Source organism: Hoeflea sp. Naph1, from assembly GCF_046837775.1.
Taxonomy (GTDB): domain Bacteria; phylum Pseudomonadota; class Alphaproteobacteria; order Rhizobiales; family Rhizobiaceae; genus Hoeflea.
In genome coordinates this window covers 4,205,390-4,230,358 of the sequence record NZ_CP177286.1, presented here as the reverse complement: position 1 = coordinate 4,230,358, position 24,969 = coordinate 4,205,390, and the positions used below count along the sequence as shown (strand labels likewise).

Annotated in this window: 22 protein-coding genes; 18 read left to right on the top strand and 4 right to left on the bottom strand. The window is 59.2% G+C overall.

Annotated elements, in window-relative coordinates:
- The first annotated feature begins 213 nt into the window (after positions 1-213).
- Positions 214-606, top strand: a complete 393-nt coding sequence (locus tag ACK6D9_RS20330; RefSeq protein WP_412049879.1) for an RcnB family protein — start codon at positions 214-216, stop codon at positions 604-606.
- Between the two features lie 53 nt (positions 607-659).
- On the opposite strand, the gene ACK6D9_RS20325 is transcribed toward ACK6D9_RS20330, so the two are convergent.
- From ACK6D9_RS20325 to ACK6D9_RS20315, 3 genes are read right to left on the bottom strand one after another with little or no spacing between them, the layout of a single operon-like run.
- Positions 660-1,547, bottom strand: a complete 888-nt coding sequence (locus tag ACK6D9_RS20325) for an NAD-dependent epimerase/dehydratase family protein (RefSeq protein ID WP_412049878.1) — start codon at positions 1,545-1,547, stop codon at positions 660-662.
- Entirely contained in the window at positions 1,544-2,419 is an 876-nt protein-coding gene (locus tag ACK6D9_RS20320) for a glycosyltransferase (protein WP_412049877.1), read from the bottom strand. The genes ACK6D9_RS20325 and ACK6D9_RS20320 overlap by 4 nt, the downstream gene beginning before the upstream one ends.
- Positions 2,416-3,636 (bottom strand): NAD-dependent epimerase/dehydratase family protein, encoded by a 1,221-nt coding sequence (locus tag ACK6D9_RS20315; protein WP_412049876.1) that lies wholly within the window; start codon positions 3,634-3,636, stop codon positions 2,416-2,418. The genes ACK6D9_RS20320 and ACK6D9_RS20315 overlap by 4 nt, the downstream gene beginning before the upstream one ends.
- 131 nt (positions 3,637-3,767) lie before the next feature.
- Here ACK6D9_RS20315 and ybgC point away from each other — a divergent pair, with 131 nt between their 5' ends.
- The 15 genes from ybgC (at position 3,768) to serA (ending at position 20,762) form a co-directional block, all read left to right on the top strand.
- Entirely contained in the window at positions 3,768-4,235 is a 468-nt protein-coding gene (gene ybgC / locus ACK6D9_RS20310) for a tol-pal system-associated acyl-CoA thioesterase (protein ID WP_322988287.1), read from the top strand.
- A gap of 5 nt (positions 4,236-4,240) precedes the next feature.
- Complete coding sequence (gene map, locus ACK6D9_RS20305; protein WP_322988286.1) at positions 4,241-4,993, top strand: type I methionyl aminopeptidase; 753 nt, start codon at positions 4,241-4,243, stop codon at positions 4,991-4,993.
- 244 nt (positions 4,994-5,237) lie between these two features.
- A complete protein-coding gene (tolQ, locus tag ACK6D9_RS20300; RefSeq protein WP_267653785.1) occupies positions 5,238-5,954 on the top strand; it encodes a protein TolQ in 717 nt (238 codons plus the stop codon).
- A gap of 9 nt (positions 5,955-5,963) precedes the next feature.
- Positions 5,964-6,416: a protein TolR gene (tolR, locus tag ACK6D9_RS20295; protein ID WP_267653784.1), complete on the top strand. Its 453-nt coding sequence runs from the start codon at positions 5,964-5,966 to the stop codon at positions 6,414-6,416.
- Between the two features lie 10 nt (positions 6,417-6,426).
- Positions 6,427-7,548, top strand: a complete 1,122-nt coding sequence (locus ACK6D9_RS20290) for a hypothetical protein (RefSeq protein WP_412049875.1) — start codon at positions 6,427-6,429, stop codon at positions 7,546-7,548.
- A gap of 80 nt (positions 7,549-7,628) precedes the next feature.
- On the top strand, positions 7,629-8,909 hold the full coding sequence (gene tolB, locus ACK6D9_RS20285) for a Tol-Pal system beta propeller repeat protein TolB (protein ID WP_412051863.1): 1,281 nt from the start codon (positions 7,629-7,631) through the stop codon (positions 8,907-8,909).
- Between the two features lie 164 nt (positions 8,910-9,073).
- Positions 9,074-9,580 carry a peptidoglycan-associated lipoprotein Pal gene (gene pal, locus ACK6D9_RS20280; RefSeq protein WP_322988284.1) on the top strand — a complete coding sequence of 169 codons (507 nt, stop codon included), beginning with the start codon at positions 9,074-9,076 and terminating at the stop codon, positions 9,578-9,580.
- 176 nt (positions 9,581-9,756) lie between these two features.
- Positions 9,757-10,659 (top strand): tol-pal system protein YbgF, encoded by a 903-nt coding sequence (ybgF, locus tag ACK6D9_RS20275; protein WP_412049874.1) that lies wholly within the window; start codon positions 9,757-9,759, stop codon positions 10,657-10,659.
- A gap of 50 nt (positions 10,660-10,709) precedes the next feature.
- Positions 10,710-12,008, top strand: coding sequence for a tRNA lysidine(34) synthetase TilS (gene tilS, locus ACK6D9_RS20270; RefSeq protein WP_412049873.1), 1,299 nt, complete (start codon positions 10,710-10,712; stop codon positions 12,006-12,008).
- A 112-nt stretch (positions 12,009-12,120) separates the two neighbouring features.
- On the top strand, positions 12,121-14,061 hold the full coding sequence (gene ftsH / locus ACK6D9_RS20265) for an ATP-dependent zinc metalloprotease FtsH (RefSeq protein ID WP_322988281.1): 1,941 nt from the start codon (positions 12,121-12,123) through the stop codon (positions 14,059-14,061).
- Between the two features lie 164 nt (positions 14,062-14,225).
- Entirely contained in the window at positions 14,226-15,578 is a 1,353-nt protein-coding gene (glmM, locus tag ACK6D9_RS20260; RefSeq protein WP_322988280.1) for a phosphoglucosamine mutase, read from the top strand.
- A gap of 295 nt (positions 15,579-15,873) precedes the next feature.
- Complete coding sequence (locus tag ACK6D9_RS20255) at positions 15,874-16,734, top strand: outer membrane protein (RefSeq protein WP_412049872.1); 861 nt, start codon at positions 15,874-15,876, stop codon at positions 16,732-16,734.
- Positions 16,735-16,976: 242 nt separating this feature from the next.
- A complete protein-coding gene (locus tag ACK6D9_RS20250; protein ID WP_322988278.1) occupies positions 16,977-17,741 on the top strand; it encodes an outer membrane protein in 765 nt (254 codons plus the stop codon).
- 162 nt (positions 17,742-17,903) lie between these two features.
- The gene (locus tag ACK6D9_RS20245; RefSeq protein ID WP_412049871.1) at positions 17,904-19,079 is read left to right on the top strand and encodes a phosphoserine transaminase; all 1,176 of its coding nucleotides are present in this window, start codon (positions 17,904-17,906) and stop codon (positions 19,077-19,079) included.
- A gap of 87 nt (positions 19,080-19,166) precedes the next feature.
- Positions 19,167-20,762, top strand: coding sequence for a phosphoglycerate dehydrogenase (gene serA / locus ACK6D9_RS20240; protein ID WP_412049870.1), 1,596 nt, complete (start codon positions 19,167-19,169; stop codon positions 20,760-20,762).
- Positions 20,763-20,817: 55 nt separating this feature from the next.
- Here the strand turns inward: serA and ACK6D9_RS20235 are convergent, their stop codons facing one another.
- A complete protein-coding gene (locus ACK6D9_RS20235) occupies positions 20,818-21,696 on the bottom strand; it encodes a DMT family transporter (RefSeq protein WP_412051862.1) in 879 nt (292 codons plus the stop codon).
- 235 nt (positions 21,697-21,931) lie between these two features.
- Between ACK6D9_RS20235 and ACK6D9_RS20230 the strand changes: the two genes are divergently transcribed.
- Together ACK6D9_RS20230 and ACK6D9_RS20225 are read left to right on the top strand one after the other, a co-directional pair.
- A complete protein-coding gene (locus ACK6D9_RS20230; protein ID WP_322988275.1) occupies positions 21,932-23,230 on the top strand; it encodes an adenylosuccinate synthase in 1,299 nt (432 codons plus the stop codon).
- Positions 23,231-23,283: 53 nt separating this feature from the next.
- Positions 23,284-24,840: a hypothetical protein gene (locus tag ACK6D9_RS20225; RefSeq protein ID WP_412049869.1), complete on the top strand. Its 1,557-nt coding sequence runs from the start codon at positions 23,284-23,286 to the stop codon at positions 24,838-24,840.
- The last annotated feature ends 129 nt before the right edge of the window (positions 24,841-24,969 follow it).

The following is a 24,969-nucleotide window of genomic DNA, read 5'->3' as shown; positions in this document are numbered from 1 at the left end:
CCGAGCGCCTGTCGGAGGTGCCTCGGCATTCCGTGGAATTCTTGCGTTTTGCGAGCGGCGCCGCAGCATTTTTCCGACACATTCCGACACATTCCGCCACACTTTTAACACATTTAAGCATCTGATTTTATTACCAAAAATTAATCGACTCATTCATCTTCAATTCATATTGGGCAGCCTATTTTCCTCCCTGACCCAATGGAAGGAAACGTCATGAAAAAAGCACTCATTGTTTCGATCGCCGCATTGTTAATGGCAGCGCCAATGGCCCAGGCACAGACGGATCACAAGAAGCGGCAGACCCACTCTCAGTCCGAACTGGATTACAAGAAGCCGCAAGCTAAGGCGCAGCCCCTGGCAAATCACAAAAAACCGCAGACCCATTCTCAGATGAAGAAGTCCGCGTCCCAAAAAGTGATGGCCAAGAAGCACTGGTTGAAGGGCCAGCGGATGAATGACTGGAAAAAGCATTCGGCAGTCAGTGACTACAAACGTCACGGCCTGCGTAAGCCGGGCAATGGCCAGCGTTGGGTCAAAGTCGACAATCAGTATGTGTTGATTGGCATCATGTCTGGCTTGATCGCCGGTATCGCCGCCGCACAATAAAGAATGAAAGACCTCCCCTGCAACAAGCCGGGGAGGTCTTGGTCACAGGCTTGTCAGGCGTGGAATGATCGAATTGTCTGTGCCAGCAGTTCTTCCCCGCCCGGTGCCCATCCCAGCCCGCGCAGCCGCCCGGTTTCCATCAGCAATGGAGGGGTGCCGGTCGCCGGAGCAGGTAGAGGATGGGTGCAGCCGGTGGCAGTCTGCAGCAGCTTGAGCAGATCATGACGGTCGACCAACAGGTCAGATACGTTGAAGACCTGACCATTGATTTCACCGGATGGCAGTTCCAGCATCATCCGCACCGCGTGGGCGACGTCGCGACCATGGACCTCGGTTGCCAGGCGCGGTTCGACCGGGCGGCCAGCGAGGTAGTCGCAAAAAAGCGTCTGCCATTTGTGCGGCTGTCCGGGCAGTGCTGCGCCATAGACACCGGTGATCCTGAGGCTGGTGGTCACAAAATCCGGCCGCGCCATGGCCGTCAGTGCCTGTTCGGCCAGCAGTTTCACCGTGCCATAGAGCGTGTCGGGATGCGGCGGAGTTGCCTCCGTCAGCAGAGTGCCGTCAGGCTGGGTGCCATAGATCGCGCGGCTGGACAGAAATACGCAGCGTTGAACGCCCGCCTTTCGCGCGGTCTTGAACAACTGCACCGTTCCATCCAGATTGCGGGCGCGAAAGCTATCCGGGTCGCGGCCCTCTCCACCGCGATATCTGCCGGGCAGATGGTCAAATGCGGCGTGGACAAAATGATCGGCCCCATCGAAGGCTACGGCTTGATCGCGGTCAGGATCAAGCGCCAGCGGCACAAAGCCGACCGGCTGTGAAAAAAGCCCGCCGACCGGCCGGGTCCTGCCGCCGACGATGACCTGATAGCCCTGGCCGAGGAGCTCCTCGACAATGAAACGCCCGACCTGCCCGGTCCCGCCGGAGACCAGCGCTTTCACGCGCCGCCGCCTGCGACAGGATTGGCAAGAGAAGCGATATCGGGAATGTTTTCGCCGGTGTGGAAGGCCTGCCAGAGATCAATCAGCGGTTTGAGTTCCGCTGATCGGGGATGGTCTTTTTCCCAAGGCTTTTCGTATTGATAATGCAGCACGCCGATCTGTTTCCATTCCCACAGATCAGGCAGGTTGAACCAGACATATTGCAGCATGTTCATATAGACCGGCAGTCCGTGCCAGTCGGGAAAGAATGTTTCCAGGAATGTCTGGTCGGTGCGCCGCCAGAACGCTTCCGGCTGATCCAGCATCTTCAGCATGGAGCCAAAGGTCTCTGCAGACGGACGAGCGACGAACACGCCGGAATTGAGCCGGTGAAAATCCTTGAGTGTCTCGTAGACATTGGGGGCCGCGGCGAATTCGGGATAGTCGAACAGCTTGTCGATATTGCGCAGCACAAGCGCATCCGCGTCGATGAAGATACAAGCTTCATACTCCGTCAGTTGCCAGAGCCGGAGCTTGCAGAAATTGTCGAGCGGCGAGTGAAACGCCGGCTTGCGTCCCTTGGTGAAAGGGGCGTTGGCGTGAAGTTTGCCGCGCGAATGCCGCTCATTGAACGTGTCCGATGTGTCCAGCAATTCGGTCTGGATCAGCCGGCAGCCGAGATCGGACAGCGGGGTCAGCACTGAGGCGTCGACGCCGCCGGTGTGCAGAACGACGATGTCGGCTTCCGCGCCGGCAAGTTTGATCGACCGGGCAAGCGCCAGCGCGCCCATGGCGTAGTCCGCGTTGGTGACAAGCGTGACATAGGCGCGATGGCTGCCTGCGGGTTTGTTCGCAGTCAGTCCCGATGCGGGGAGGGGGCTGGCGGTGCTCATGAAACGGATTTGAGCTTCTTGCCTTCTGGATCGCGATTAATTGAGCTGGCGATGTCCTTGGTCCAGGCCGATACTGCCGGAACCCGCGTTCGATCGACCCGGTAAGCGAATTTCTTGGCAACATCGACGACTTCTTCGAGAAGGCCTTCCTTCAATGTTGTCGGTTCAAGTCCGAGGCCGAGGAATTTTTCATTGCGAACCACGAGATCGTTTTCTGCGGCTTCCTTACGCGGGTTTGGCAACCAGGCGATTTCGGCACCGGTCATGCCGGCAATCATTTCAGCCAGATCGCGGACCCGATGGGTTTCGGTCATCTGGTTGAAGATTTCCACTTTCGAGCCGGCTTCCGGCGGATTGTTGAGCGCGATTTCGATGCAACGCACGGAATCCTGAATATGAATGAAGGCGCGAGTCTGACCGCCGGTGCCATGCACGGTGAGTGGATAGCCGATGGCAGCCTGAATGAGGAAGCGGTTGAGCACGGTGCCGTAATCGCCGTCATAATCAAACCGGTTGACCAGTTGCTCATGGCGCCGGGTCTGGTCGGTGTGGGTGCCCCAGACGATGCCCTGATGCAGGTCGGTGATGCGCAGGGCATCGTTCTTGGCGTAGAACTGGAAAATCAGCTGATCTAGGCATTTGGTCATGTGGTAGATCGAGCCGGGATTGGCCGGATAGAGAATGTCCTGTTTGACCGTCTCGCCATCCATGGTCTCGATGCCGACTGGCAAATAACCTTCAGGGATCGCCGCACCAACCGTTGAGTAGCCATACACGCCCATGGTGCCCAAATGTACCAGATGCGAATCGAGACCGAGTTCCACCATGGCGTTGAGCAGATTGTGGGTGGCGTTGACGTTGTTGTTGACCGTGTAATTCTTGTGACGGTCGCTTTTCATCGAGTAGGGCGCGGCGCGCTGCTCGGCGAAATGCACGATTGCATCAGGGCGCTCTTCGGCAAGCCAGTTCTTCAATACGTCATAGTCACGCGCCATATCGATGAGATGGAAATGGATCTTGCGGCCGGTCTCGGCGTGCCAGATACGAGTGCGTTCCTGGATCGAATCCATCGGCGTCAGAGATTGGACACCGAGTTCAGTATCGATCCAGCGACGCGACAGGTTGTCGACGATGTGGACCTCATGTCCGGCATTGGAGAGGTGCAGTGAAGTCGGCCAGCCAACGAAACCGTCGCCGCCCATGATTGCAATCTTCATCTAAAATTCTCCTGTGCCGCCGTGGTTTCAATCTTGATAGATCGCATTTATGACAGAACGACGATTGGATCAAAGGGATGAGGTTTTCGCAACCGCCTCATTTCGGTTTGCAACAGGCGGGATGGCTCAAAATGGACACACCCCTTTCGGGCCGGCTGCACGATGGCGGCCATGAGCTGACCCAGCGGGTGTATTACGAGGACACGGATTTTTCCGGTTTTGTCTATCATGCGCGCTATCTGCATTTTTTCGAGCGCGGGCGGACCGATTATATCCGGCTGCTGGGGGTTTCGCAGGGCGCGTTGCATGCGGGTGCCGATCCGGCCGATGCCGTTGCCTTTGTGGTGCGGAGAATGGAAATCGATTTCAGGTCGCCGGCGCGGATGGATGATGTGTTGACGATTCTCACCAAGCCGGCGGAAGTGCGCGGCGCGCGCATGTTGCTCGAACAAAGCATCAGCCGGGGAAGCGATCTGCTGGCGGCCGCTTCGGTGACCGTTGCGGTGGTCAATGGATTTGGACGGGCGCGTAGACTGCCTGATTCGCTTATGGAGCGTTTTTTGGATGGCGGCCGAACCGCAGATGCGGCGAAGGAGTAAAAGCAGTGGTGATTTCATCGGAAGACGAGCTCGAGAAGCTTCGGCATATCGGGCAAATCTGTGCCAACACGATACAAACGATGGCGGCTGCGATGGAACCGGGCATAACCACCCGCGAGCTTGATCTGATCGGGCGGCACTATCTCGAGGCCCACGGGGCCCAATCGGCGCCGGAATTCAGTTATCAGTTTCCTGGCGCGACCTGCATCTCCGTCAATGAGGAAGTTGCCCATGGCATTCCCGGAGAGCGGGTGATTGCTCCCGGCGATCTCGTCAACATCGATGTTTCGGCGCTCAAGGACGGCTATTTCGGCGATACCGGCGCTTCATTCGGTGTTGCTCCGGTGGCAACAAGGACCGTGCGTTTGCTGCGGGATGGCAAACGGGCGCTTTCGAAGGGACTTGGTCAGGTCAAAAGCGGCGCCCGCTACGCCGCGATTGGCGATGTGATCGGCAAATTCGCCAGCAAGAACGGCTATACGCTCATTCGCAACCTTGCCAGCCACGGGGTCGGTCTGTCACTGCATGACGAGCCGTCGGAAATCGCGACTTGGCCTGACCGGCACGAAAAACGCCTCATGAAAGAAGGACAGGTCTTTACAATCGAGCCGTTCCTGTCACTTGGGGCGACGATTGCGGACAGTGACGGGGAGGAAGACTGGACACTTTATGGCTATCCGCCGGCCCTGACAGTCCAGTTCGAACATACAGTTGTCGCCAGCCGCAATGGCCCGGTCATCCTGACACTGCCGCACTGATGGATCGCCCAGTATAGCGCACCGCGACAGCGCTTGAATCCTAACCAAGCCTTAACCATAACCAATTATGAATGAATTGGAGAGCTTGGTGCGGACTGCGTGCGCCATCCTTTAACCAAAATTGGCCGCGAGAAGTTCTGAGAAGTGAGTTGGCGGCAATCGCGCACTTCTGGATTCCCGGCAAAAGTGACGTCTTAGCCGCCCGGTAGCAACAACCGGGCGTTTGGATTCGAGGGTTATGTAAATGGAACAGGTTGGACTGGCTGCGACCAGCGAAGTGACACTCTGGTCGCTCTTCTTGCAGGCGGGCTTTGTGGTCAAATTGGTGATGCTCGGCCTTATCGGCGCATCGATCTGGACCTGGGCTATCGTCGCGGACAAATGGATCTCGTTTGGCAAGTTCCGGCGGCAACTCGATCAGTTCGAGCAGATTTTCTGGTCGGGACAGTCGCTGGAGGAATTGTACCGGACGCTGTCCGATCGCAAGACCGTCGGCATGAGTTCGATCTTTGTGGCTGCCATGCGCGAATGGAAGAAATCCTTCGAACGCGGCGCCAAGTCGCCGATCGGCCTGCAAATGCGGATCGACAAGGCGATGGATGTGACGCTTTCGCGCGAGGCGGATGCGCTGGAATCACGGCTCGGTTCGCTGGCCTCGATCGGCTCTTCGGCGCCGTTCATCGGCCTGTTTGGCACCGTGGTCGGCATCATGACCTCGTTCCAGGCGATTGCCGGGTCGAAATCCACCAATCTCGCCGTGGTTGCGCCCGGTATCGCCGAGGCGCTGCTGGCCACCGCCATCGGCTTGCTGGCGGCTATTCCGGCGGTGATTGCCTACAACAAGTTTTCCTCCGATGCCGGCAAGTTGTCGGCGCGGATGGAAGGTTTTGCCGACGAATTTTCCGGCATTCTGTCGCGCCAGATCGACGAGCGGTTGAGCGCGCGTCAGGCCGCGGAATAGGAGGCTGACATGGGCATGAGCGCATCAGGCGGACGGAGCGGCGGACAGCGACGCGGGCGTCGCAGTGGCCGCACCCAACTGGTCAGCGAGATCAACGTCACGCCGTTTGTCGACGTGATGTTGGTGCTTCTGATCATCTTCATGGTGGCGGCGCCACTGTTGACCGTGGGCGTGCCTATTGACCTGCCGGAAACGCAGGCCAATGCGCTCAACTCGGATACACAACCGATTACCGTATCTGTCAATTCCGAGGGGCAGATCTATCTGCAGGAAACCGAGATCCCGATCGAGGAGATTGTTCCCAAGCTCGAGGCGATTGCCACCACCGGCTATGATGAGCGCATTTATGTGCGCGGCGACACAAATGCCGATTATGGCACCGTGATGAAGGTGATGGCGCGGATTTCCGCTGCCGGGTTCAAGAACCTGGGGCTGGTTACGCTCCAGGAACAGGATAGTTGACGGCGCGCTGATGAAGGGAAGTCTGGCGACATCGACAGTTTTGCACGTGCTGGTCCTGGGATTCGCGCTGTCGTCTTTCACTGCGCCGAGAACGCTTGAAGTGGAAGATGTTGAATCGTTTCCCGTCAACATTGTGCCGATTGAAGAACTGACCCAGATCCAGCAGGGGGAAAAGACCGCGCCGATCGCCGAAAAGGCGGCGCCGATCCCGACTGCCCGGCCGGACCCGGTACCGGACGCCGAAAATGCCGGCGACAACACCGTTGACCTGAAACCCGCCAAGGCTGCCAAGCCCAGCCCCAAGGAAGTGGTTTCCGAAGCGCCGCCCAAGCCTGCCGAAAAGCCTGCACCAAAACCGGAACCGGTTCCTGAAAAACCGACGCCGGAGCCGGTCAAGGCGGTCGATCCCAAGCCCGCACCGGACCCCAAGCCCGCGCCGGAACCAGTCAAGGTTGCCGAACCCAAGCCGGCCCCGGAGCCCACACCTGCGGCTGAAAAGCCGGCTGAACCCAAGCCGGCGCCGGTGGAGGTAGCTGCATTGCCGGCTGAATCGACGCCTGATCCGGTGGCAGAGGCGATTAGCGAAGCGGCACCCGCCGAACCGCAATTTACCACATTGCCAAGCGATGGCCCGGTGCCGCAAGCCCGGCCGGAACCACCCAAGGCGCAGGCCAAACCTGCCGCTGCAGAAACCGCTTCTTCCAAGGAAAGTGATTTCAATGCCGATCAGGTGGCAGCACTGCTTAACAAGCAGGATGCGGCCGGCGGCGGCGCCAAGCGCTCGACAGAAACCGCGTCATTGGGCGGGACCCGCACCACGCGCGGAAATACGTTGAGCCAGAGCGAAATGGACGCGCTGCGCGGCCAGATCCAGAAATACTGGAACATCATTCCGGGCATGGCCGATGGTGGAGATGTGCGGGTGATCGTGAAAATGAAGCTCGACCAGACCGGCAACATCATTGGACAACCCGAAGTTTCGGCCACCGGCGGAGCCGCTGGCACCCGGGGCACGCTTGCCGCCAGCGCTAGACGCGCGGTGCTGCGGGCGCAGCCCTACCAGCTTCCCAAGGAAAAATATGATTCCTGGGCGGACGTGATCGTGAACTTTGACCCCAGTCAGATGTTCTAGAGTCAGGATCCATGACTATGATTGAAATGGCGCTGAAAGGCTGCACCATGAAAATGATGAACCGCTACCTGTTTCTGCCGATGGCGATTATTGCCGCGATGGCATTGATGGCCACCAGTCCGGCGCGTGCCGTGGTTGAAATCGACATCAACCGCGCCAATGTCGAGCCGCTGCCGATCGCGATCACCGATTTCATCTCGGGCGATGCCATCGGAGCGCAGATATCGGCTGTCGTGGCTGCCGATCTCAAGCGGTCGGGACTGTTTGCCCCGATCGACCAGGCGGCATTCATTGAAAAAATTTCCAATCCGGACGCAGCGCCGCGGTTCGAGGACTGGCGCGTGATCAACGCCCAGGCACTTGTGACCGGGCGGGTGGCGCGGGAAGCCGATGGCCGTTTGCGGGCTGAGTTCCGGCTTTGGGATACATTTGCCAATCAACAGCTTTCGGGCGAGCAGTTCTTCACCAGCCCCGAAAACTGGCGGCGGGTCGCGCACATCATTGCCGACGCGATTTACGAGCGGCTGACAGGCGAAAAAGGCTATTTCGACAGCCGGGTGGTGTTCGTGTCCGAAAGCGGATCGAAGATCGACCGCAAGAAGCAACTGGCGATCATGGATCAGGACGGCGCCAATCTGCGCATGCTGACCAATGCCAATGATATCGTGCTGACGCCGCGGTTTTCGCCGAGCCGTCAGGAAATCACCTATATGTCGTTTGAAGGCGGTCAGCCGCGGGTTTACCTGCTGCAGCTTGAAACCGGCCAGCGCGAACTCGTCGGCAATTTTCCCGGCATGACGTTCTCGCCGCGGTTTTCGCCGGACGGTCAGAAGGTGATCATGAGCCTTCAGCAGGACGGCAATGCCAATATCTACACCATGGATCTGCGCTCACGGGCGACGACTCGGCTGACCAGCACGGCTGCGATCGACACGTCGCCATCCTATTCGCCCGATGGCACCCAGATCGTGTTTGAAAGTGACCGCGGCGGTCGCCAGCAGCTTTACATGATGGGCGCGGATGGTTCGAACCAGCGTCGCGTGTCGTTTGGCGATGGCTCCTACTCGACCCCGGTCTGGTCACCGCGTGGTGATCTGATCGCTTTCACCAAGCAGTCGGGCGGCAAGTTCTCGATCGGGGTGATGCGCACCGATGGGTCGGGCGAGCGGATTTTGACAACCGGATTTCACAATGAGGGGCCGACCTGGGCACCCAATGGCCGGGTGCTGATGTTCTTCCGCCAGCCGGCTGGTTCGGGCGGTCCGCAGATCTATTCGATCGACCTGACTGGCTACAATGAGCAGCTGGTGAAAACGCCGACCTATGCGTCCGACCCGGCCTGGTCGCCGTTGCTGGAGTAGCAAGGATCTCGCCGGAGTCGGCGTTTTGCCCCGTTTGCGCCGCATTGTGCGTCCAAACGCGGGACAGGGAACCTCAATTCGTAAAATGTTAACTGTGTTCTTTCAGGGCGGATTAACCGCAATCGGTTAGAAATGGTCAACTACAACTTCCAAGGAGACCGGCCATGCGCCGCATGCAAATGATTGCCCGCAACCCGGCGATGCTCGTGCTGTTTACCGCGCTCGTGCTGACCGGCTGCGCCTCGAAAAAGAACAACTTGCCCAACAACGCGGCTGATCTCGGCCTTGCCGGGAACGCCACGCCGGGTTCGCAACAGGACTTCACGGTCAATGTTGGAGATAGGATCTTCTTCGATACCGATTCTTCTGTGGTTCGTGCCGACGCCGCGTCAACGCTTGACCGGCAGGCGCAGTGGCTCAACCAGTATCCGAACTATCAGATCACCATGGAAGGCCATGCCGACGAACGCGGCACGCGTGAATACAACTTGGCCCTTGGTGCGCGTCGCGCGGCGGCAGCCCGGCAATACCTGACGACCCGGGGCATTGCGGCAAACCGTATCCGCACGATCTCTTACGGCAAGGAACGTCCGGTTGCAGTCTGTGATGATATTTCCTGCTGGTCCCAGAACCGACGGGCAGTCACCGTGCTGGGCAACGCCGGAAGCTGATCAGGCATGTGACAGTGAAAGCTTCAGGGGCGGTCTTCGGGCCGCCCTTTTTGCTGAAGTTCATACCCTTGATCATAGTTTGGCCGGTTTGTGCGTTGATTTGAGGGGGAGCCCTGCGGTATTCGAGAAACAGGGGCAACCGTCCGCCGATGGCGCGACGTAATAAGGTTAGGCTGATGAAACCCATTTGCAATTTGCTTGTCACGGTGGCGCTGGCCGCCTTCGCGATTCCCGCGACGGCGGCGCCGCTGCTATCCGGATTTTCACCGTTTGCGCCACTGCCGCCGGCGGAGATCATCCGGGACCAGGAAACCCGCGCACCGGTGGTTCTGGTGCAGTCCGGCGACCCGGTTTACCGGATCGGGCAACTCGAGGAACAGATTCGAGGGCTTAATGGCCGTATCGAGGAACTCGGCTTCCAATTGCTGCAGATGCAGGAACAGATGCGGCAGATGCAGGAAGACAACGAATTCCGCTTCCAGGAACTCGAAAAGACCGGGGGCCAGCGCAGTGATGCCGGCTCGGCCGTTCCGCAGCCAGGTGTCGAGCAATCGGCAACCGCGTCGACGACGCGCGATACCCAGCCGTCTGGAACACCGTCGATCGATCTGGGTTCGCTCAAGGTCGATGGCAATGGCGACCTCATCGGCGGCATCATCGAGCCGCTGTCATCGGGAAACGAAACCGCGTCTCTGAACTCGGCAGAAGATATCTACCAGGCCGGCTACAATCACATGCTGACAGGCGATTATGCGCTGGCCGAGCAGGTATTTCAGGATTACGTGACATCCTATCCGGATGGTGAACGTGCGCCTGACGCGATGTTCTGGCTCGGCGAGGCACAATATTCGCAAGGGCGTTACCGGGAATCAGCCAAGACCTTTCTTGATGCCCACAAAAAATATCCGCAGGCCGACAAGGGCGCTGACACGCTGTTGAAGCTCGGCATGTCGTTGTCCCAACTGGATAACCGCGATACCGCCTGCGCAACATTGCGCGAAGTCCTGATCCGGTACCCCGGCGCTTCGGCGGCGGTACGTGCCAAGGTCAGTGAAGAGCAGCTGCGGGCAAGCTGCTGAATTGCCCGATGGGCCAGCGAAGCGCATTGGCTTCTGCCCGTCACGATCCGATGAATACCCATTTTTACAATTTACTGGCTGACTTCTGCGACGGGCTTGCTGACTGCAGACCGCTTGGCGTTGCCGTGTCGGGCGGATCGGATTCGCTTGGTACGCTCTATGGGCTGGTACAAATGATTGGCCCCGGCCGGGTGGTCGCTTTGACCGTGGACCACGGCCTGCGCGCCGCTTCGGCCGATGAAGCGCGGTACGTCAAGTCACTGTGTCGAAGGATCGGTGTACGTCATCAGACGCTCGTCTGGGAGGGCGACAAACCCCAGACGGGAGTGCAGGCGGCGGCGCGAACCGCACGTTACCATTTGCTTGGTCAGGCTGCCCAACAGCTCGGTCTGGCGGCGGTGCTGACCGGCCACACCCGCGACGATCAGCACGAGACGCTTGCAATGCGGCGCGCGCGCGGACTAACCGACGTTGCCCCGGGGCTGGCGGGAATCCCGCATGCGAGCCTTTTTGATGGGCGCATGTGGGTATTGCGGCCGCTGTTGCAGGTGCAACGGACGGAGATCCGAAGCTTTCTGACTACTGCCGGGGTTACGTGGATTGATGATCCTTCCAACTGCGACCTTCGCTACGAGCGGGTACGGGTGCGTACCGAAATCCAGGGTAATCCGGCACAGCCGCTGGACCTCGATGCGCAGCGGGCAATCACGGAGAGGTGGCGTCTTGCGCGAGCGGCCGCGGAGCAGATCGACACCCATTGCCGTATCGATGCGGATCGCACAGTCCGGATCCGGATGCATGCCGACAGCGCAGATGATGCTGTAACAGCGGCAATTACCGCTCTGATTGACGTGTTCGGCGGGGCTTCCCGACCGCTTGATCGGCGTGGCAAAACGACGCTTGAGGCTTTTGTTTGTGGGGACAGCGGTCAATCGGCGATTACCGTTGGCCGCGCTGTGCTGCGGCGGAATGGGGCCGAGTTGGCTATGCGACGCGAACGTCGCGGGCTTGAAAACTGCGTGATTCCGGCGGGTGCAAACGCTGACTGGGATGGACGTTTCCGGGTGCGTAATCTTGATCGAGTTTCTCCGCTGATGGTCAGCGCCGGGCTATCACAGGGCGTATTGCCTTTGTTCAGCCGCGATTATGGCCAAGGCTCGAAAACTTGGGGCCTTCAAGAGCAAGTGATCGGTGGTTTTTGCGCGGATGCGCTGATCGGCCGGTATTCTCGGATCCTACCGGTCTATGAAGTCCCGTTGGCGCAAGCCATCGCACGATTGCTCGGTGCGCGCCCGTTTCCCGAGTGTCCCTGGGACAATTCAGGGGACTTTAAGACGAACGTGCGATGACAAAGGCAGGCTGTAGCCTTGGCAATGGGCTGCTTGGCTCCTATGTTAGGTATTGAGATTTGAAATTCGGTTGTGAGCCGGTGGCTACAGGCCAAGATTCCCGAGGAAGAGCATGAATCCTAACTTCCGCAATTTTGCCCTGTGGGCAATCATCGCGCTACTGTTGATCGCATTGTTCAACATGTTCCAGAGTCCGACTGAACGGAACACCGGGCGCGATATCGCCTATTCTCAATTCCTCAAGGATGTCGATAACGGCCGCGTGCGTGATGTGACCATCATCGGCGAGCGGATTTCGGGTAACTACACCGATACGGCGACCGGTTTTCAGACCTATTCGCCTGGCGACCCGTCTCTCATCACGCGATTGAGCAACAAGAATGTAACCGTTGTTGCCAAGCCTGAGGTGGACAGCTCCAACACACTCGTTGGCTATCTGATTTCTTGGCTGCCGATCCTGCTGATCTTGGGTGTGTGGATTTTCTTCATGCGCCAGATGCAGGGTGGTTCACGCGGTGCGATGGGATTTGGCAAATCGAAGGCCAAATTGCTGACCGAAGCGCATGGCCGCGTCACTTTCGCTGATGTGGCGGGCGTTGACGAGGCCAAGCAGGATCTCGAGGAGATCGTTGAATTTCTCCGCGATCCGCAGAAATTCCAGCGGCTCGGCGGCAAGATCCCGCGCGGCGTTCTGCTCGTGGGCCCTCCCGGTACCGGCAAGACGCTGACTGCACGTGCAGTTGCAGGCGAAGCCAATGTTCCGTTCTTCACCATTTCCGGTTCGGATTTCGTCGAGATGTTTGTTGGCGTCGGCGCCAGCCGCGTTCGCGACATGTTCGAGCAGGCCAAGAAAAACGCGCCCTGCATCATCTTCATCGATGAAATTGATGCCGTGGGTCGTCATCGTGGCGCCGGTCTCGGTGGTGGCAATGACGAGCGCGAACAGACACTCAACCAGTTGCTGGTCGAAATGGACGGTTTTGAAGCCAATGAGGGCGTTATCCTGATTGCCGCGACCAACCGTCCGGACGTGCTTGATCCGGCGCTGATGCGGCCGGGCCGCTTTGACCGTCAGGTCGTCGTGCCGCTTCCCGACGTCAATGGCCGTGAGAAGATCCTCAAGGTGCATGTGCGCAATGTGCCGATGGCGCCTAATGTCGATCTCAAGGTTCTTGCCCGCGGCACACCCGGGTTCTCCGGCGCGGACCTGATGAACCTGATCAATGAAGGTGCGCTGCTGGCGGCGCGACGCAACAAGCGTATCGTCACCATGGCCGAGTTCGAAGACGCCAAGGACAAGGTGATGATGGGAGCCGAGCGCCGTTCGACTGCCATGACCCAGGAAGAAAAGAAGCTCACTGCCTATCACGAAGCTGGCCACGCCATCGTCGCGCTCAATGTCGCTGCTGCCGATCCGGTGCACAAGGCAACAATCATCCCGCGCGGTCGTGCGCTGGGCATGGTCATGCAGTTGCCCGAAGGTGACCGCTATTCGATGAGCTACAAGTGGATGGTATCCCGACTTGCGATCATGATGGGTGGCCGCGTCGCCGAAGAATTGACCTTCGGCAAGGAGAACATAACCTCCGGCGCTTCGTCCGACATCGTGCAGGCCACCAAGCTGGCACGTGCGATGGTCACCGAATGGGGCTTTTCCGATGAACTCGGTCTGGTCGCCTATGGTGAAAACCAGCAGGAGGTCTTTCTCGGTCATTCGGTCGCGCAACAGAAAAATGTTTCTGAATCGACCGCGCAGAAGATCGATAGCGAGATCCGCCGCCTGATCGACCAGGCCTATCACGAGGCGCGGGCGATCCTGACCAAGAAGAAAAAGGCGTTCATCGCCATCGCCGAAGGCCTGCTTGAATACGAAACGCTGACCGGCGAAGAGATCAACGCTCTGATCCGCGGTGAGAAGCCGGCACGCGATATCGGTGACGATACGCCGCCAAGCAGGGGAACTGCAGTTCCGACTGCTGGTGGCCACAAGAAGGGCAGTTCCGGGAAAAAAGGTGATGAGCCTGACCCGGGGATGGAACCGCAGCCGCAATAAGCGGCGGGGGCAACCACAAAACGTGATATTGATAACAGCCGCCGACCCGGCGGCTGTTTTTTTGTTTTCTGAAACGATTCGTAACAAAATCTGATTGTATTTATGGCGAGATGTGTTGGATCACGATCATAGCAAGTGTTCGGACGGTTTGAAGCGGGGGCTCAATGAATAGACGGTATTTTGGCACCGATGGAATTCGCGGCCAGGCCAACTCGGCGCCGATGACACCCGACTTGGCGATGCGTGTTGGCATTGCTGTCGGCAATCTGTTTCGCCGCGGTGACCATCGACATCGCGTAGTGATCGGCAAGGATACCCGCCTTTCAGGCTACATGATCGAAAATGCGCTGGTCGCCGGCTTCACTGCGGCAGGTCTTGACGTGTTTCTGCTTGGTCCGATCCCGACACCTGCGGTGGCAATGCTGACGCGCTCCTTGCGTGCTGATATCGGGGTGATGATTTCCGCATCCCACAACCCCTACCAGGACAACGGCATCAAGCTGTTTGGACCTGACGGTTTCAAGCTTTCCGATGAGCTGGAGCTTCGCATCGAAAGCTTGATGGATGAAGACATCCATCTGCAGCTGGCTCGCCCGGATGCAATCGGCCGGGCCAAGCGCGTCGACGGGGTTGATGATCGCTATATCGAGTTCGCCAAGCGGACCCTGCCCAAGGACATTACCCTGTCGGGCATGCGTGTTGTCATCGATTGCGCCAATGGCGCCGGCTACAAGGTGGCGCCGGCTGCGCTTTGGGAGCTGGGCGCGGAAGTGGTGGCGATCGGTGAGGAACCGAACGGTACCAACATCAATCTCAACTGTGGCTCGACTCATCCGCTGGCACTCTCGCGCAAGGTCAACGAAGTCCGAGCCGATGTCGGGATCGCGCTTGATGGCGACGCCGACCGGGTGCTCATTGTTGACGAAACCGGGGCAGTGATCGATGGCGATCAGTTGATGGCCCTGATTGGCGAATCCTGGGCCGCGGACCAGACCCTGCGCGGGGATGGCGTCGTGGCGACGGTGATGTCCAATCTCGGGCTGGAGCGGTTTCTTGGCGGAATCGGGCTTTCGCTTGCCCGCACCCAGGTTGGCGACCGCTATGTGGTCGAGCACATGCGCAAACATGATTTCAATGTCGGCGGTGAGCAATCGGGGCACATTGTACTTTCTGATTTCGCCACCACCGGAGATGGCCTGGTGGCAGCGTTGCAGGTCATGGCCTGCGTTCAACGCATGGGCCGTCCGGTATCGGAAGTCTGCCGCAGATTCGATCCGGTTCCGCAGGTTCTCAAGAATGTGCGCTATTCAGGTGGCAAGCCGCTCAATGACAGCCACGTCAAATCCGCGATTGCCGATGCTGAAGCTTCGCTCGGCAACGGCGGAAGACTGGTCATACGCCCGTCCGGAACCGAGCCACTGATCCGGGTCATGGCCGAAGGCGATGACCGTGGCCAGATAGAGACGATTGTCGATGACTTGATCAACGTGATTTCCGGAGCCCGCGACGCGGCCTGACGACACTGCCAGAAATCTCCCGCGCGGAACTTATTCCGTTCGGCCACATACCAAACCCGGTTGGGCTGACACAGCTTGATCGGGTTTTTCCTTTTCTGCGGTCAGACGGAAGGCAATCCGACTGTCAAGCAGCGGGTCAATTCGCAATTGGCTATTGTGTTGAAATAGGACGTTTCTTGGTAAAGAGACGTGGTTAAGTGGCTTTTAACTCTTTTGCTTCAATCTCCAAGTCGAACCACAGAGCGTGATGTCACCAAAACCGGCGGCCGCGCATGTCTCGACAATGGAGTCTACCATGAGAAATGTTTTCCTGGCTGGAGCGGCCATGATGATTGCCGGTGTAGGGTCGGCCGGAGCAGCCGATGTTCTTCCCCCGCCGATTGTTGAAGCACCCTATTACGAACCCCAAGCTGCACAGCCGGTTGCCGCGGCCAGCGGCTGGTACCTGCGCGGCGACGCCAGTTACGTCTGGAACGAGATTGACGCACCTGGATTTTTTCAGGGGTCGAACGCCAATTATGCAAACTTCTCCACTTCGGAATTGCGTTCCTCATATAGTGTCGGCGGGGGTGTCGGCTATCAAGTCAGCCGCCATCTGCGTACCGACCTGACGCTTGATTATTTCGCAGATGCTGATTTCCGTGGGTCGACAAAAGGATCCGGCGCTGCATTTGGCGCTTGCGTCGGTGCCTGCACCTCGACCGATATCAGTTCGGTGTCGGGTCTTAGCCTGCTCGCCAACGCCTATGTCGATTTCTACAAGCAAGGTCGGTTCACATTTTACGGCGGTGCTGGTATCGGCGGCACCCGTGTTTCCTGGGACGGCCTGAACAACACCTCCTGCGCTGACGGCAACCCCGCACTTTGTGACACAACCGTCAATCATGGCGGCGAAAAATCCTGGCGCTTTACCTATGCGCTCATGGCTGGCGCCTCGATTGATCTTACGTGCAATGTGAAGGCTGATGTCGGCTATCGCTATCGTCATGTCTCTGGCGGCAAGATGTTCGGCTATGCGCAGAACGGCGGTCCCGGCTATGATGAGGGTATCGCCTCGCATGAAGCCCGCGGTGGCCTTCGCTACAGCTTCGGCGGCTGTGATCAGGAAGAGGTTTACATCGAACCAGCGCCGATTATGCCTGCGGTTTACAAGTAAAACTTTCCTTCGCCAGTTCGGCTTTGCCAAATCAACCGCCCGGTCAATCGCCGGGCGGTTTTTCGTTTGGGGCCGGGCGCTTGTGTTGCCGTCTTACTCATTTGTTACTTCACAAAACCAACGTTAACTGACGTGCTTAACAAACGTGCTTAACCGAGACTTAACCTGTCACCGCCATAGTGACCTTCACATGCATTCGGCCGCTCGATCGCTGGCCCGGAGCCATTGAAGGGAAAACAGTCATGTTGACGCGAATAGCTGTAACGTCCTGCATTGCGGCCATCGGTCTGGCGGCGCCCACGCATGCCGCAGACCTTGACGACATCATCTATGCACCGGACTTGCCGGTAACGCAGCCGGTCGAGATCGGCACCGGGTGGTATCTGCGTGGTGATCTGGGCTATTCGGCGCGTACACGAGGTGAAGCCACCAGCTATTCGGTCTTCAGCGCTGCGCCGCCGACCTACACCGCCACCAATTTCGATAGTTCTTCTCTCGACAATCACTGGTCGGGCGCGATCGGTATGGGCTACAGCTTTACCGACTATTTGCGCGGCGATCTGACCTTCGATTATTCGGAAGGCGATTTTAACGGGGCCACCGGTCCGGCGGTCTTTTCGCAGAACTTTGAGCAATATGGGTTTATGGCCAATGTCTATGCCGACCTTGGCACCTATGCTGGCTTTACGCCGTACGTTGGTGCGGGCGCCGGTATTACCCGGGTGACGTGGGACACGTTGGCACTCGTCCGGCCATTTGTGCTGGATACCAACCTCCCGGGTGAGGAGAACTGGCGCTTTACCTACGCACTTATGGCCGGTGTCTCCTATGATATCACCAAGGACCTCAAGCTCGATCTGGGATATCGCTACTCCAAGGTGGATGGTGACGCGCAGTTTGGTTACGACACCGTCACGGCAGCGGCCGGGGCTGTGGGCGTCCAGTCCAATGACAATGGTATTGAAAAGCATGAAATCCGGGCTGGCCTGCGCTACGCACTTTGGTAGGCGTCAGCAGACATCGCTATTGAACAGGAAGGGCGGATATTCTCCGCCCTTTTTTGTGGGCACGGCCGCAGGATCGCGCTTGACTTCAATTTTGCAGAAGTCTAATCCGGTCAGTGGGCCACCCCTCCCCAACGAGGGGCCACTATCTGGAAGGATAGCTTTATGTCGACTGTTTCCAAGCCGGACCTGCGTCCGGCAAATCCCCGTTTTTCTTCTGGTCCTTGCGCAAAGCGTCCCGGGTGGACGCCCGAAGCGCTCATCGATGCGGCCCTTGGCCGCTCGCACCGGGCCAAAATCGGCAAATCCAAACTTAAGCAGGCCATTGATCTGACGCGCAGCGTTCTCAAGGTGCCTGACGACTATCGCATCGGCATCGTTCCGGCATCGGACACCGGCGCTATGGAGATGGCCATGTGGTCAATGCTCGGCGCGCGCGGTGTCGACATGGTCGCCTGGGAAAGTTTTGGCGAAGGTTGGATCACCGATGTGGTCAAGCAGCTCAAGCTTGATGATGCTCGCAAGATCACCGCGCCCTATGGCGAATTACCTGATCTGACGCAGATCGATTTTGATCGCGACGTGGTGTTCACCTGGAACGGCACCACATCCGGTGTCCGGGTTCCCAATGCCGATTTCATTCCCGCCGATCGCGCCGGACTGACGATTTGCGACGCCACTTCGGCGGCATTTGCCCAGGATCTTGATTTCGCCAAACTCGATGTAGTGACATTTTCCTGGCAGAAAGTGCTTGGCGGAGAGGGTGGCCACGGCATGCTGATCCTCAGCCCACGCGCCGTCGAACGGCTCGAAACCTATCAGCCGGCCTGGCCGTTGCCGAAAATCTTTCGCATGACCAAGGGCGGCAAACTGATCGAGAGCATCTTCGTCGGCGAAACCATCAACACGCCGTCGATGCTGTGCGTCGAAGATTACCTGGACGCGCTGACATGGGCAGAGAAGCTTGGCGGCCTTGACGGGCTGATGGCTCGCGCCGATGCCAATGCCAATGTCTTGCATCGGTTTGTTGCCGACAATGACTGGATTGCCAATCTCGCCAAGGTCGATGAAACCCGCTCCAACACCTCCGTCTGTCTGGTGATTGCCGATCCGGAGATTACCGCGTTGCCTGCCGAGGCGCAGGCAGCCTTCGCCAAGGCGATGGTTGGGCGGCTCGACAAGGAAGGTGTGGCGCTGGATATCGGCGCTTACCGTGACGCCCCCGCGGGCTTGCGGATCTGGTGCGGCGCGACGGTCGAAACTTCCGATCTCGAGGCGCTGACGCCGTGGCTCTCATGGGCCTTCGCACAGGAACAAGCCGCGCTCAAGCAAGCGGCCTGATTTTCAGTTGCGCCGACCGCGCTGTCGCCGAGACGGCGCGGTCCTGCTCTCAATTCATCGAAATTCTATCAAGCAATGGAGGCCATCATGGCGCCCCGCATACTCGTATCCGATAAACTCTCCCCCACCGCAGTGCAGATCTTCAAGGACCGCGGCGTCGAGGTGGATTACCTTCCCGAAATAGGCAAGGACAAGGAAAAGCTGCTCGAAATCATCGGCAAGTATGATGGCTTGGCGATCCGCTCGGCCACCAAGGCGACGGAAAAGATGATTGCCGCCGCAACCAACCTGAAAGTGATCGGCCGGGCCGGCATCGGCGTCGACAATGTGGATATTCCGGCCGCCTCGCGGCGCGGTATCATCGTCATGAACACGCCTTTTGGCAATTCCATCACCACGGCCGAACATGCCATCGCGCTGATGTTCGCCGTCGCCCGCCAGCTTCCGGCAGCCGATGCTTCGACCCAGGCCGGCAAGTGGGAGAAATCGAAATTCATGGGCGTAGAGATCACCGGCAAGACGCTTGGCGTCATCGGCGCCGGCAATATTGGTTCGATCGTCTGCTCGCGCGCCATCGGTCTGAAGATGCATGTCGTTGCCTATGATCCGTTCCTGTCGAAGGAACGCGCCGAGGAAATGGGCGTCACCAAGGTCGAGCTCGACGAATTGCTGGCGAAGGCCGATTTCATCACCCTGCATGTGCCGATGACTGACAAGACCCGCGGCATTCTCGATGCCGAGGCGTTGGCCAAGACCAAGAAGGGCGTCCGCATCATCAATTGCGCGCGCGGCGGTCTGGTTGTTGAGGCTGATCTTGCCGAAGCGCTCAAATCCGGCCAGGTCGCCGGCGCCGGGTTTGACGTGTTCGAAGTCGAGCCCGCAACGGAGAGCCCGCTGTTTGGCCTGCCGAATGTTGTCTGCACCCCGCATCTTGGCGCTTCGACCACCGAAGCGCAGGAAAACGTGGCGCTGCAGGTTGCCGAGCAGATGTCGGATTATCTGGTCCGCGGCGCTGTTTCCAATGCCATCAACATGCCGTCGATCACCGCCGAGGAAGCGCCGATCCTGAAGCCCTTCATCCGGCTGGCCGACGTGCTCGGCTCGTTTGCCGGCCAGGTCACCGAAAGCCCGATCAAGGAAATCGAGATTCTCTATGACGGTGTGACGGCAAGCATGAATACCAAGGCATTGACCAGTGCATTGCTGGCCGGCCTGATCCGCAATCAGGTCGCCGATGTGAACATGGTTTCAGCACCGATCATGATCAAGGAAAAGGGCGTCGTCCTGTCCGAGGTCAAGCGTGACAAGACCGGTGTCTATGACGGCTATATCAAACTGACTGTGACAACCGAGCGCCAGAGCCGCTCGGTAGCCGGCACCGTGTTCTCGGACGGCAAGCCGCGGTTTATCCAGATCAAGGGGATCAACATGGATGCCGAAGTCGGAGCCCACATGATCTACATCGCCAACACCGATGTGCCCGGCATGATCGGCTTCATGGGGTCGACGCTTGGCGATGCCAACGTCAACATCGCCAATTTCCAGCTGGGCCGCGAAAAGGCAAATGGAGATGCGATCGCGCTTCTCTATGTCGACAAGCTCGTTGAACAGGATGTGCTTAACAAGCTGACGGCCCACGAGGCCATCAAGCAAGCCAAACCGCTGGTCTTCAACATCGATTAAGAGCCGCTTCTTACCGGAGGTCGAGCCCCTGGCGCGTATAGCGCCGGGGGCTTTTTCATTTCTTGTAGTGTTCGGCCAGCCCGATGCCGCCGAGCACCAGCGTTAGCGCGATCACGTGATAGTGGTGCAGGACCTCGCCAAGAATCAGCACCGACAAAAGCGTGCCGAAGATCGGCACCAGGTTGATAAAGATCCCGGCCCGGTTCGAGCCGATGATCTCGTTGCCCTTGATGAACAGGACCTGGGAGATCAGCGAGGGGAAGACTGCGGTGTAGATGGCCAGCATGAAGCCGCGGGTGTCGGGCCAGATGAAATTCTCCTGGGTTGACTCCCAGGCCGCGAATGGCAGCGAGGTGAGAAAGGCCGCCGCCGCCATCACCGTTATCAGGCTTTGCCAGTGAATCACCGGCTTGTAGCGAAGTGCCACGGTGTAGCTGCCATAGAGCATTACCGCAAAAAGCATCATCGCATCGCCGCGATTGAGCTCAAGCCCGATCAGTCGCTCGAGGCTGCCGCTCGAGGCGGTAATCACGACGCCGGCAAGCGTGAGCATGAATCCGGCGAACTGGCCGAAGCTGACCTTGATGCGAAACAGGAAGAAATTGGCGAGAAAGATCAGCATCGGCATGCCAGCCTGCTCGATCGCCACGTTGATCGCCGTAGTGTGGGTGAGCGCGGAATACATCAGGACGTTGAAAAAAGCGAAACCGAAGATGCCGTAACTGGCCAGCAGTGGCAGATTCGCGCGGATCACTTTTATATCGCGCCGTACCTGCGGCAGCGCGAATGTCAGAACAATCGTCAGTGCCAGTCCCCACCGGAACGATGTCAGCAACATCGGCGAGATGTGTCCGACTGCCAGCTTGCCGGCCACGGCGTTGCCACCCCATGTGAGCGCGGTGATTGTCAGGAGCAGATAGGCGCGCAAATACACGGCAGATATCCGGGAATTGAAGGTGGATTTTCGGGCAGCCGAAAGGCCAGCCTGGCGGTTTCCGGAGGACATGCTTCACCCCGAGCCTCATGTTTGGCGAGAACCCGCGAAATTGTCACGCAAAAAACGTCATTAATGGAGACGGAGGCTCGATTTTGGCGGCCTTAGCCGGTATGCATGCGCGGGTTTTCGTTTTTCTGGCCCCCACATGCGGGCCCTATCTCAAGAGGATGTCATGGCCAACGTAGTTGTCGTCGGGTCGCAATGGGGTGACGAGGGAAAGGGCAAGATTGTCGACTGGCTTTCCGAGCGGGCCGACGTGGTCGTGCGTTTCCAGGGCGGCCATAATGCCGGCCATACGCTGGTTATCGACGGGACAAGCTACAAGCTTTCGCTGCTGCCCTCGGGTGTCGTTCGTCCGGGCAAGCTGGCGGTTATCGGCAATGGCGTGGTGATCGATCCGCATGCGCTGGTCAGCGAGATCGACCGGCTGGCCGGGCAGGGCGTGGTCGTCAATACCGACAATCTCCGAATCGCCGACAATGCCACACTGATTCTCTCGCTGCACCGCGAACTCGATGCACTGCGTGAAGATGCGGCGTCGAATTCGGGCACCAAGATCGGCACCACCCGGCGCGGCATCGGTCCGGCCTATGAGGACAAGGTTGGCCGTCGGGCGATTCGGGTGATGGATCTGGCCAACCTCGATACCCTGCCGGCCAAGGTCGACCGGCTCTTGACCCATCACAACGCTTTGCGGCGTGGGCTCGGCCAACCGGAAATTTCGGTCGAGACGATTCTCGAGGAACTCACCAGCGTTGCCGACCGGATCCTGCCGTTTCGCGAAACAGTCTGGCTGCTGCTCGACAAGGCGCGCCGTCGCGGTTCGCGCATCCTGTTCGAGGGCGCCCAGGGTTCGCTGCTCGACGTCGATCACGGCACCTATCCGTTTGTCACTTCGTCCAACACCGTGGCCGGTCAGGCTGCTGCCGGATCGGGGCTTGGGCCGGGGGCGCTGAGCTATGTGCTCGGCATCACCAAGGCCTACACCACGCGGGTGGGCGAGGGGCCTTTCCCGACCGAGCTGAATGACGAGACCGGCCAGTTTCTGGGCGAACGCGGCCATGAATTCGGTACCATCACCGGTCGCAAGCGTCGCTGCGGCTGGTTTGATGCGGCGCTGGTGCGGCAATCGGTTGCCGTCAACGGCACCACCGGCATCGCGCTGACCAAGCTCGATGTGCTCGACGGGCTCAAGCAACTCAAGATTTGCATAGGCTACGAGCTCGACGGCGTGCGTATTGATCATCTGCCGGCCAGCCAGGGCGCGCAGGCGCGGGTAACGCCGATCTACGAGACCATCGACGGCTGGGAAGAGACAACCGTTGGTGCGCGCAGCTGGGCGGATCTGCCGGCGCAGGCGATCAAATATGTGCGGCGGGTTGAAGAACTTATCGGCGCGCCGGTGGCTCTGTTGTCCACTAGTCCTGAGCGGGACGATACGATACTTGTGACTGACCCTTTTGAAGACTAGGTTAGCGCAAACGCGCGCTCACTGCGCTTTGTAGCATCGAACCAAGGTAAACCATGGCGGATTTTGTAGCAGTCATCCGGAAGGCGGTCGATAACCTGCCTGAAAACACACCGGAGAACCGAACCAAGGTCTATGGCAAGGCGCGGGCCGCAATCCGCCGTCAACTTGAAGCCATCAACCCGCAGCCCGCCGACGAGGTGATTGCCCGCCAACTCGACAAACTCGACCAGGCAATCGAGGAGGTTGAAAGCGAGCATATCGAAGCGCTTCCGGCCGATGTCGATGAAACCGACGCCTTGATGGCGGAACTGGAATCGATGGTCGAAAAGAGCCCTGTGCTCACCGAGACCGAGACCGAGACCGCGCCCGAACCGGAACCGGAGCCGGAGCCAAAACCGGCCGTTGCCGCGGGCTTGGCAACACCAGCCGCTGCGGTGCCGGAACCGGCTGTGGCCGATACCACAATCGCACCGGCTGCCCCCGAAACCGGGTCGCGACCGGCCGAGCTGGTTGGCAGTGCGCATGACGAGGCTTTTGGGCTGGCTGCAAAATCGGTCCAGTCCTCGCGGAGTGCACGCAAGCAGTCCGCATCGGGCGGCAAGGGCGGTGTGCTGGCACTGGTGGTGATCCTGGTGTTTGGCGTCGCCGCGTTTGCCGGATGGGCCTACAAGGACACGTTCGTGGCGATGTTTGGCGCTACCTCCGGCGACACGCCGGTGGCGGTCGAAGGGTCCGAACCGACAACGGCCCCGGTGGCGACTCCGGCTGAACCGGAAACCGCGCCGGCGGTGGAGACCACCGAAGAGACCCCGGTAGCCCCCGCGCCGGAAACCGATTCAGGCGCCGGCGAAAAATTCACCCAGCGCCTCAATGCCGACGGAACCGAAACCGATCCCGGCCCGGCGCCCGGACCTGCCGCTGATGATACCGTTGAGGGCCGCTCGGTTGCCGCACTGACCGATGACGCACCTGCCGATGATGCCGTGGCCGACGCGACCACCGCCGATGCGGCCGTTGCCCCCGAAGAAGCCGCAGCCACTCAAGCCCAGCCGCTTGGCGTGGCCCAGAAGATGATCCTCTATGAAGAGCGCCTCGGCGCGCAATCACTGGAGGTCAAGCAGGGCACGGTAGTCTGGACGTTGGTCAACGAGAAGGCTGATGCTGGTCCGGATGAAGCGGTCATTCGCGGCGAGATCAACAATCCCGACAAGGGTCTTTCGGCACTGCTCACCATCAAGCGCAACACCGATCCGTCCTTGCCGGCGAGCCACATCATCGAGGTGGTTTTCGCCGTGCCCGCGGATTTTGATGGCGGCTCGATCGATCAGCTGCAACGCATCACCTTCAAGCAGACCGAGGCCGACCAGGGCACGCCGCTGATTGCGGTGCCGGCCAAGATCACCCAGGATTTCTACATGGTGGCGCTGAACGATCTCGACGAAGCGCGCAAGACCAATGATAGCCTGATGCGCGACCGCAACTGGATCGATATCCCGCTGGTCTATGCCAATGGCCGGCAGGCGCTGATCACGCTCGAAAAAGGCGCCAGCGGTACCGAAGTGTTCAACGAGGCGCTCGATGCCTGGGCCCGCGCCACGCCGCAGAACTGAGGGTGACACAGCCGCGGGCTAATCTCCCCCCTTTGTGGGGGGAGATGTCGGCATAGCCGACAGAGGGGGTAATGCGGCAATCACAGAAGGCGGGTTTTGACCCCCCTTTGTCACTTCGTGACATCTCCA

Bases quoted from the DNA above. Each gene is read 5' to 3' on its own strand.
- ACK6D9_RS20320 (WP_412049877.1), bottom strand. From the start codon at position 2,419: ATGAGCACCGCCAGCCCCCTCCCCGCATCGGGACTGACTGCGAACAAA.
- ACK6D9_RS20225 (WP_412049869.1), top strand. From the start codon at position 23,284: ATGGCGGATTTTGTAGCAGTCATCCGGAAGGCGGTCGATAACCTGCCT.
- glmM (WP_322988280.1), top strand. From the start codon at position 14,226: ATGAATAGACGGTATTTTGGCACCGATGGAATTCGCGGCCAGGCCAAC.
- tolQ (WP_267653785.1), top strand. From the start codon at position 5,238: ATGGAACAGGTTGGACTGGCTGCGACCAGCGAAGTGACACTCTGGTCG.
- ACK6D9_RS20245 (WP_412049871.1), top strand. From the start codon at position 17,904: ATGTCGACTGTTTCCAAGCCGGACCTGCGTCCGGCAAATCCCCGTTTT.
- ACK6D9_RS20315 (WP_412049876.1), bottom strand. From the start codon at position 3,636: ATGAAGATTGCAATCATGGGCGGCGACGGTTTCGTTGGCTGGCCGACT.
- pal (WP_322988284.1), top strand. From the start codon at position 9,074: ATGCGCCGCATGCAAATGATTGCCCGCAACCCGGCGATGCTCGTGCTG.
- ACK6D9_RS20330 (WP_412049879.1), top strand. From the start codon at position 214: ATGAAAAAAGCACTCATTGTTTCGATCGCCGCATTGTTAATGGCAGCG.
- ACK6D9_RS20250 (WP_322988278.1), top strand. From the start codon at position 16,977: ATGTTGACGCGAATAGCTGTAACGTCCTGCATTGCGGCCATCGGTCTG.
- ACK6D9_RS20230 (WP_322988275.1), top strand. From the start codon at position 21,932: ATGGCCAACGTAGTTGTCGTCGGGTCGCAATGGGGTGACGAGGGAAAG.
- tolB (WP_412051863.1), top strand. From the start codon at position 7,629: ATGGCGATTATTGCCGCGATGGCATTGATGGCCACCAGTCCGGCGCGT.
- ybgC (WP_322988287.1), top strand. From the start codon at position 3,768: ATGGACACACCCCTTTCGGGCCGGCTGCACGATGGCGGCCATGAGCTG.
- ftsH (WP_322988281.1), top strand. From the start codon at position 12,121: ATGAATCCTAACTTCCGCAATTTTGCCCTGTGGGCAATCATCGCGCTA.
- tilS (WP_412049873.1), top strand. From the start codon at position 10,710: ATGAATACCCATTTTTACAATTTACTGGCTGACTTCTGCGACGGGCTT.
- ACK6D9_RS20255 (WP_412049872.1), top strand. From the start codon at position 15,874: ATGAGAAATGTTTTCCTGGCTGGAGCGGCCATGATGATTGCCGGTGTA.
- ybgF (WP_412049874.1), top strand. From the start codon at position 9,757: ATGAAACCCATTTGCAATTTGCTTGTCACGGTGGCGCTGGCCGCCTTC.
- ACK6D9_RS20290 (WP_412049875.1), top strand. From the start codon at position 6,427: ATGAAGGGAAGTCTGGCGACATCGACAGTTTTGCACGTGCTGGTCCTG.
- tolR (WP_267653784.1), top strand. From the start codon at position 5,964: ATGGGCATGAGCGCATCAGGCGGACGGAGCGGCGGACAGCGACGCGGG.
- serA (WP_412049870.1), top strand. From the start codon at position 19,167: ATGGCGCCCCGCATACTCGTATCCGATAAACTCTCCCCCACCGCAGTG.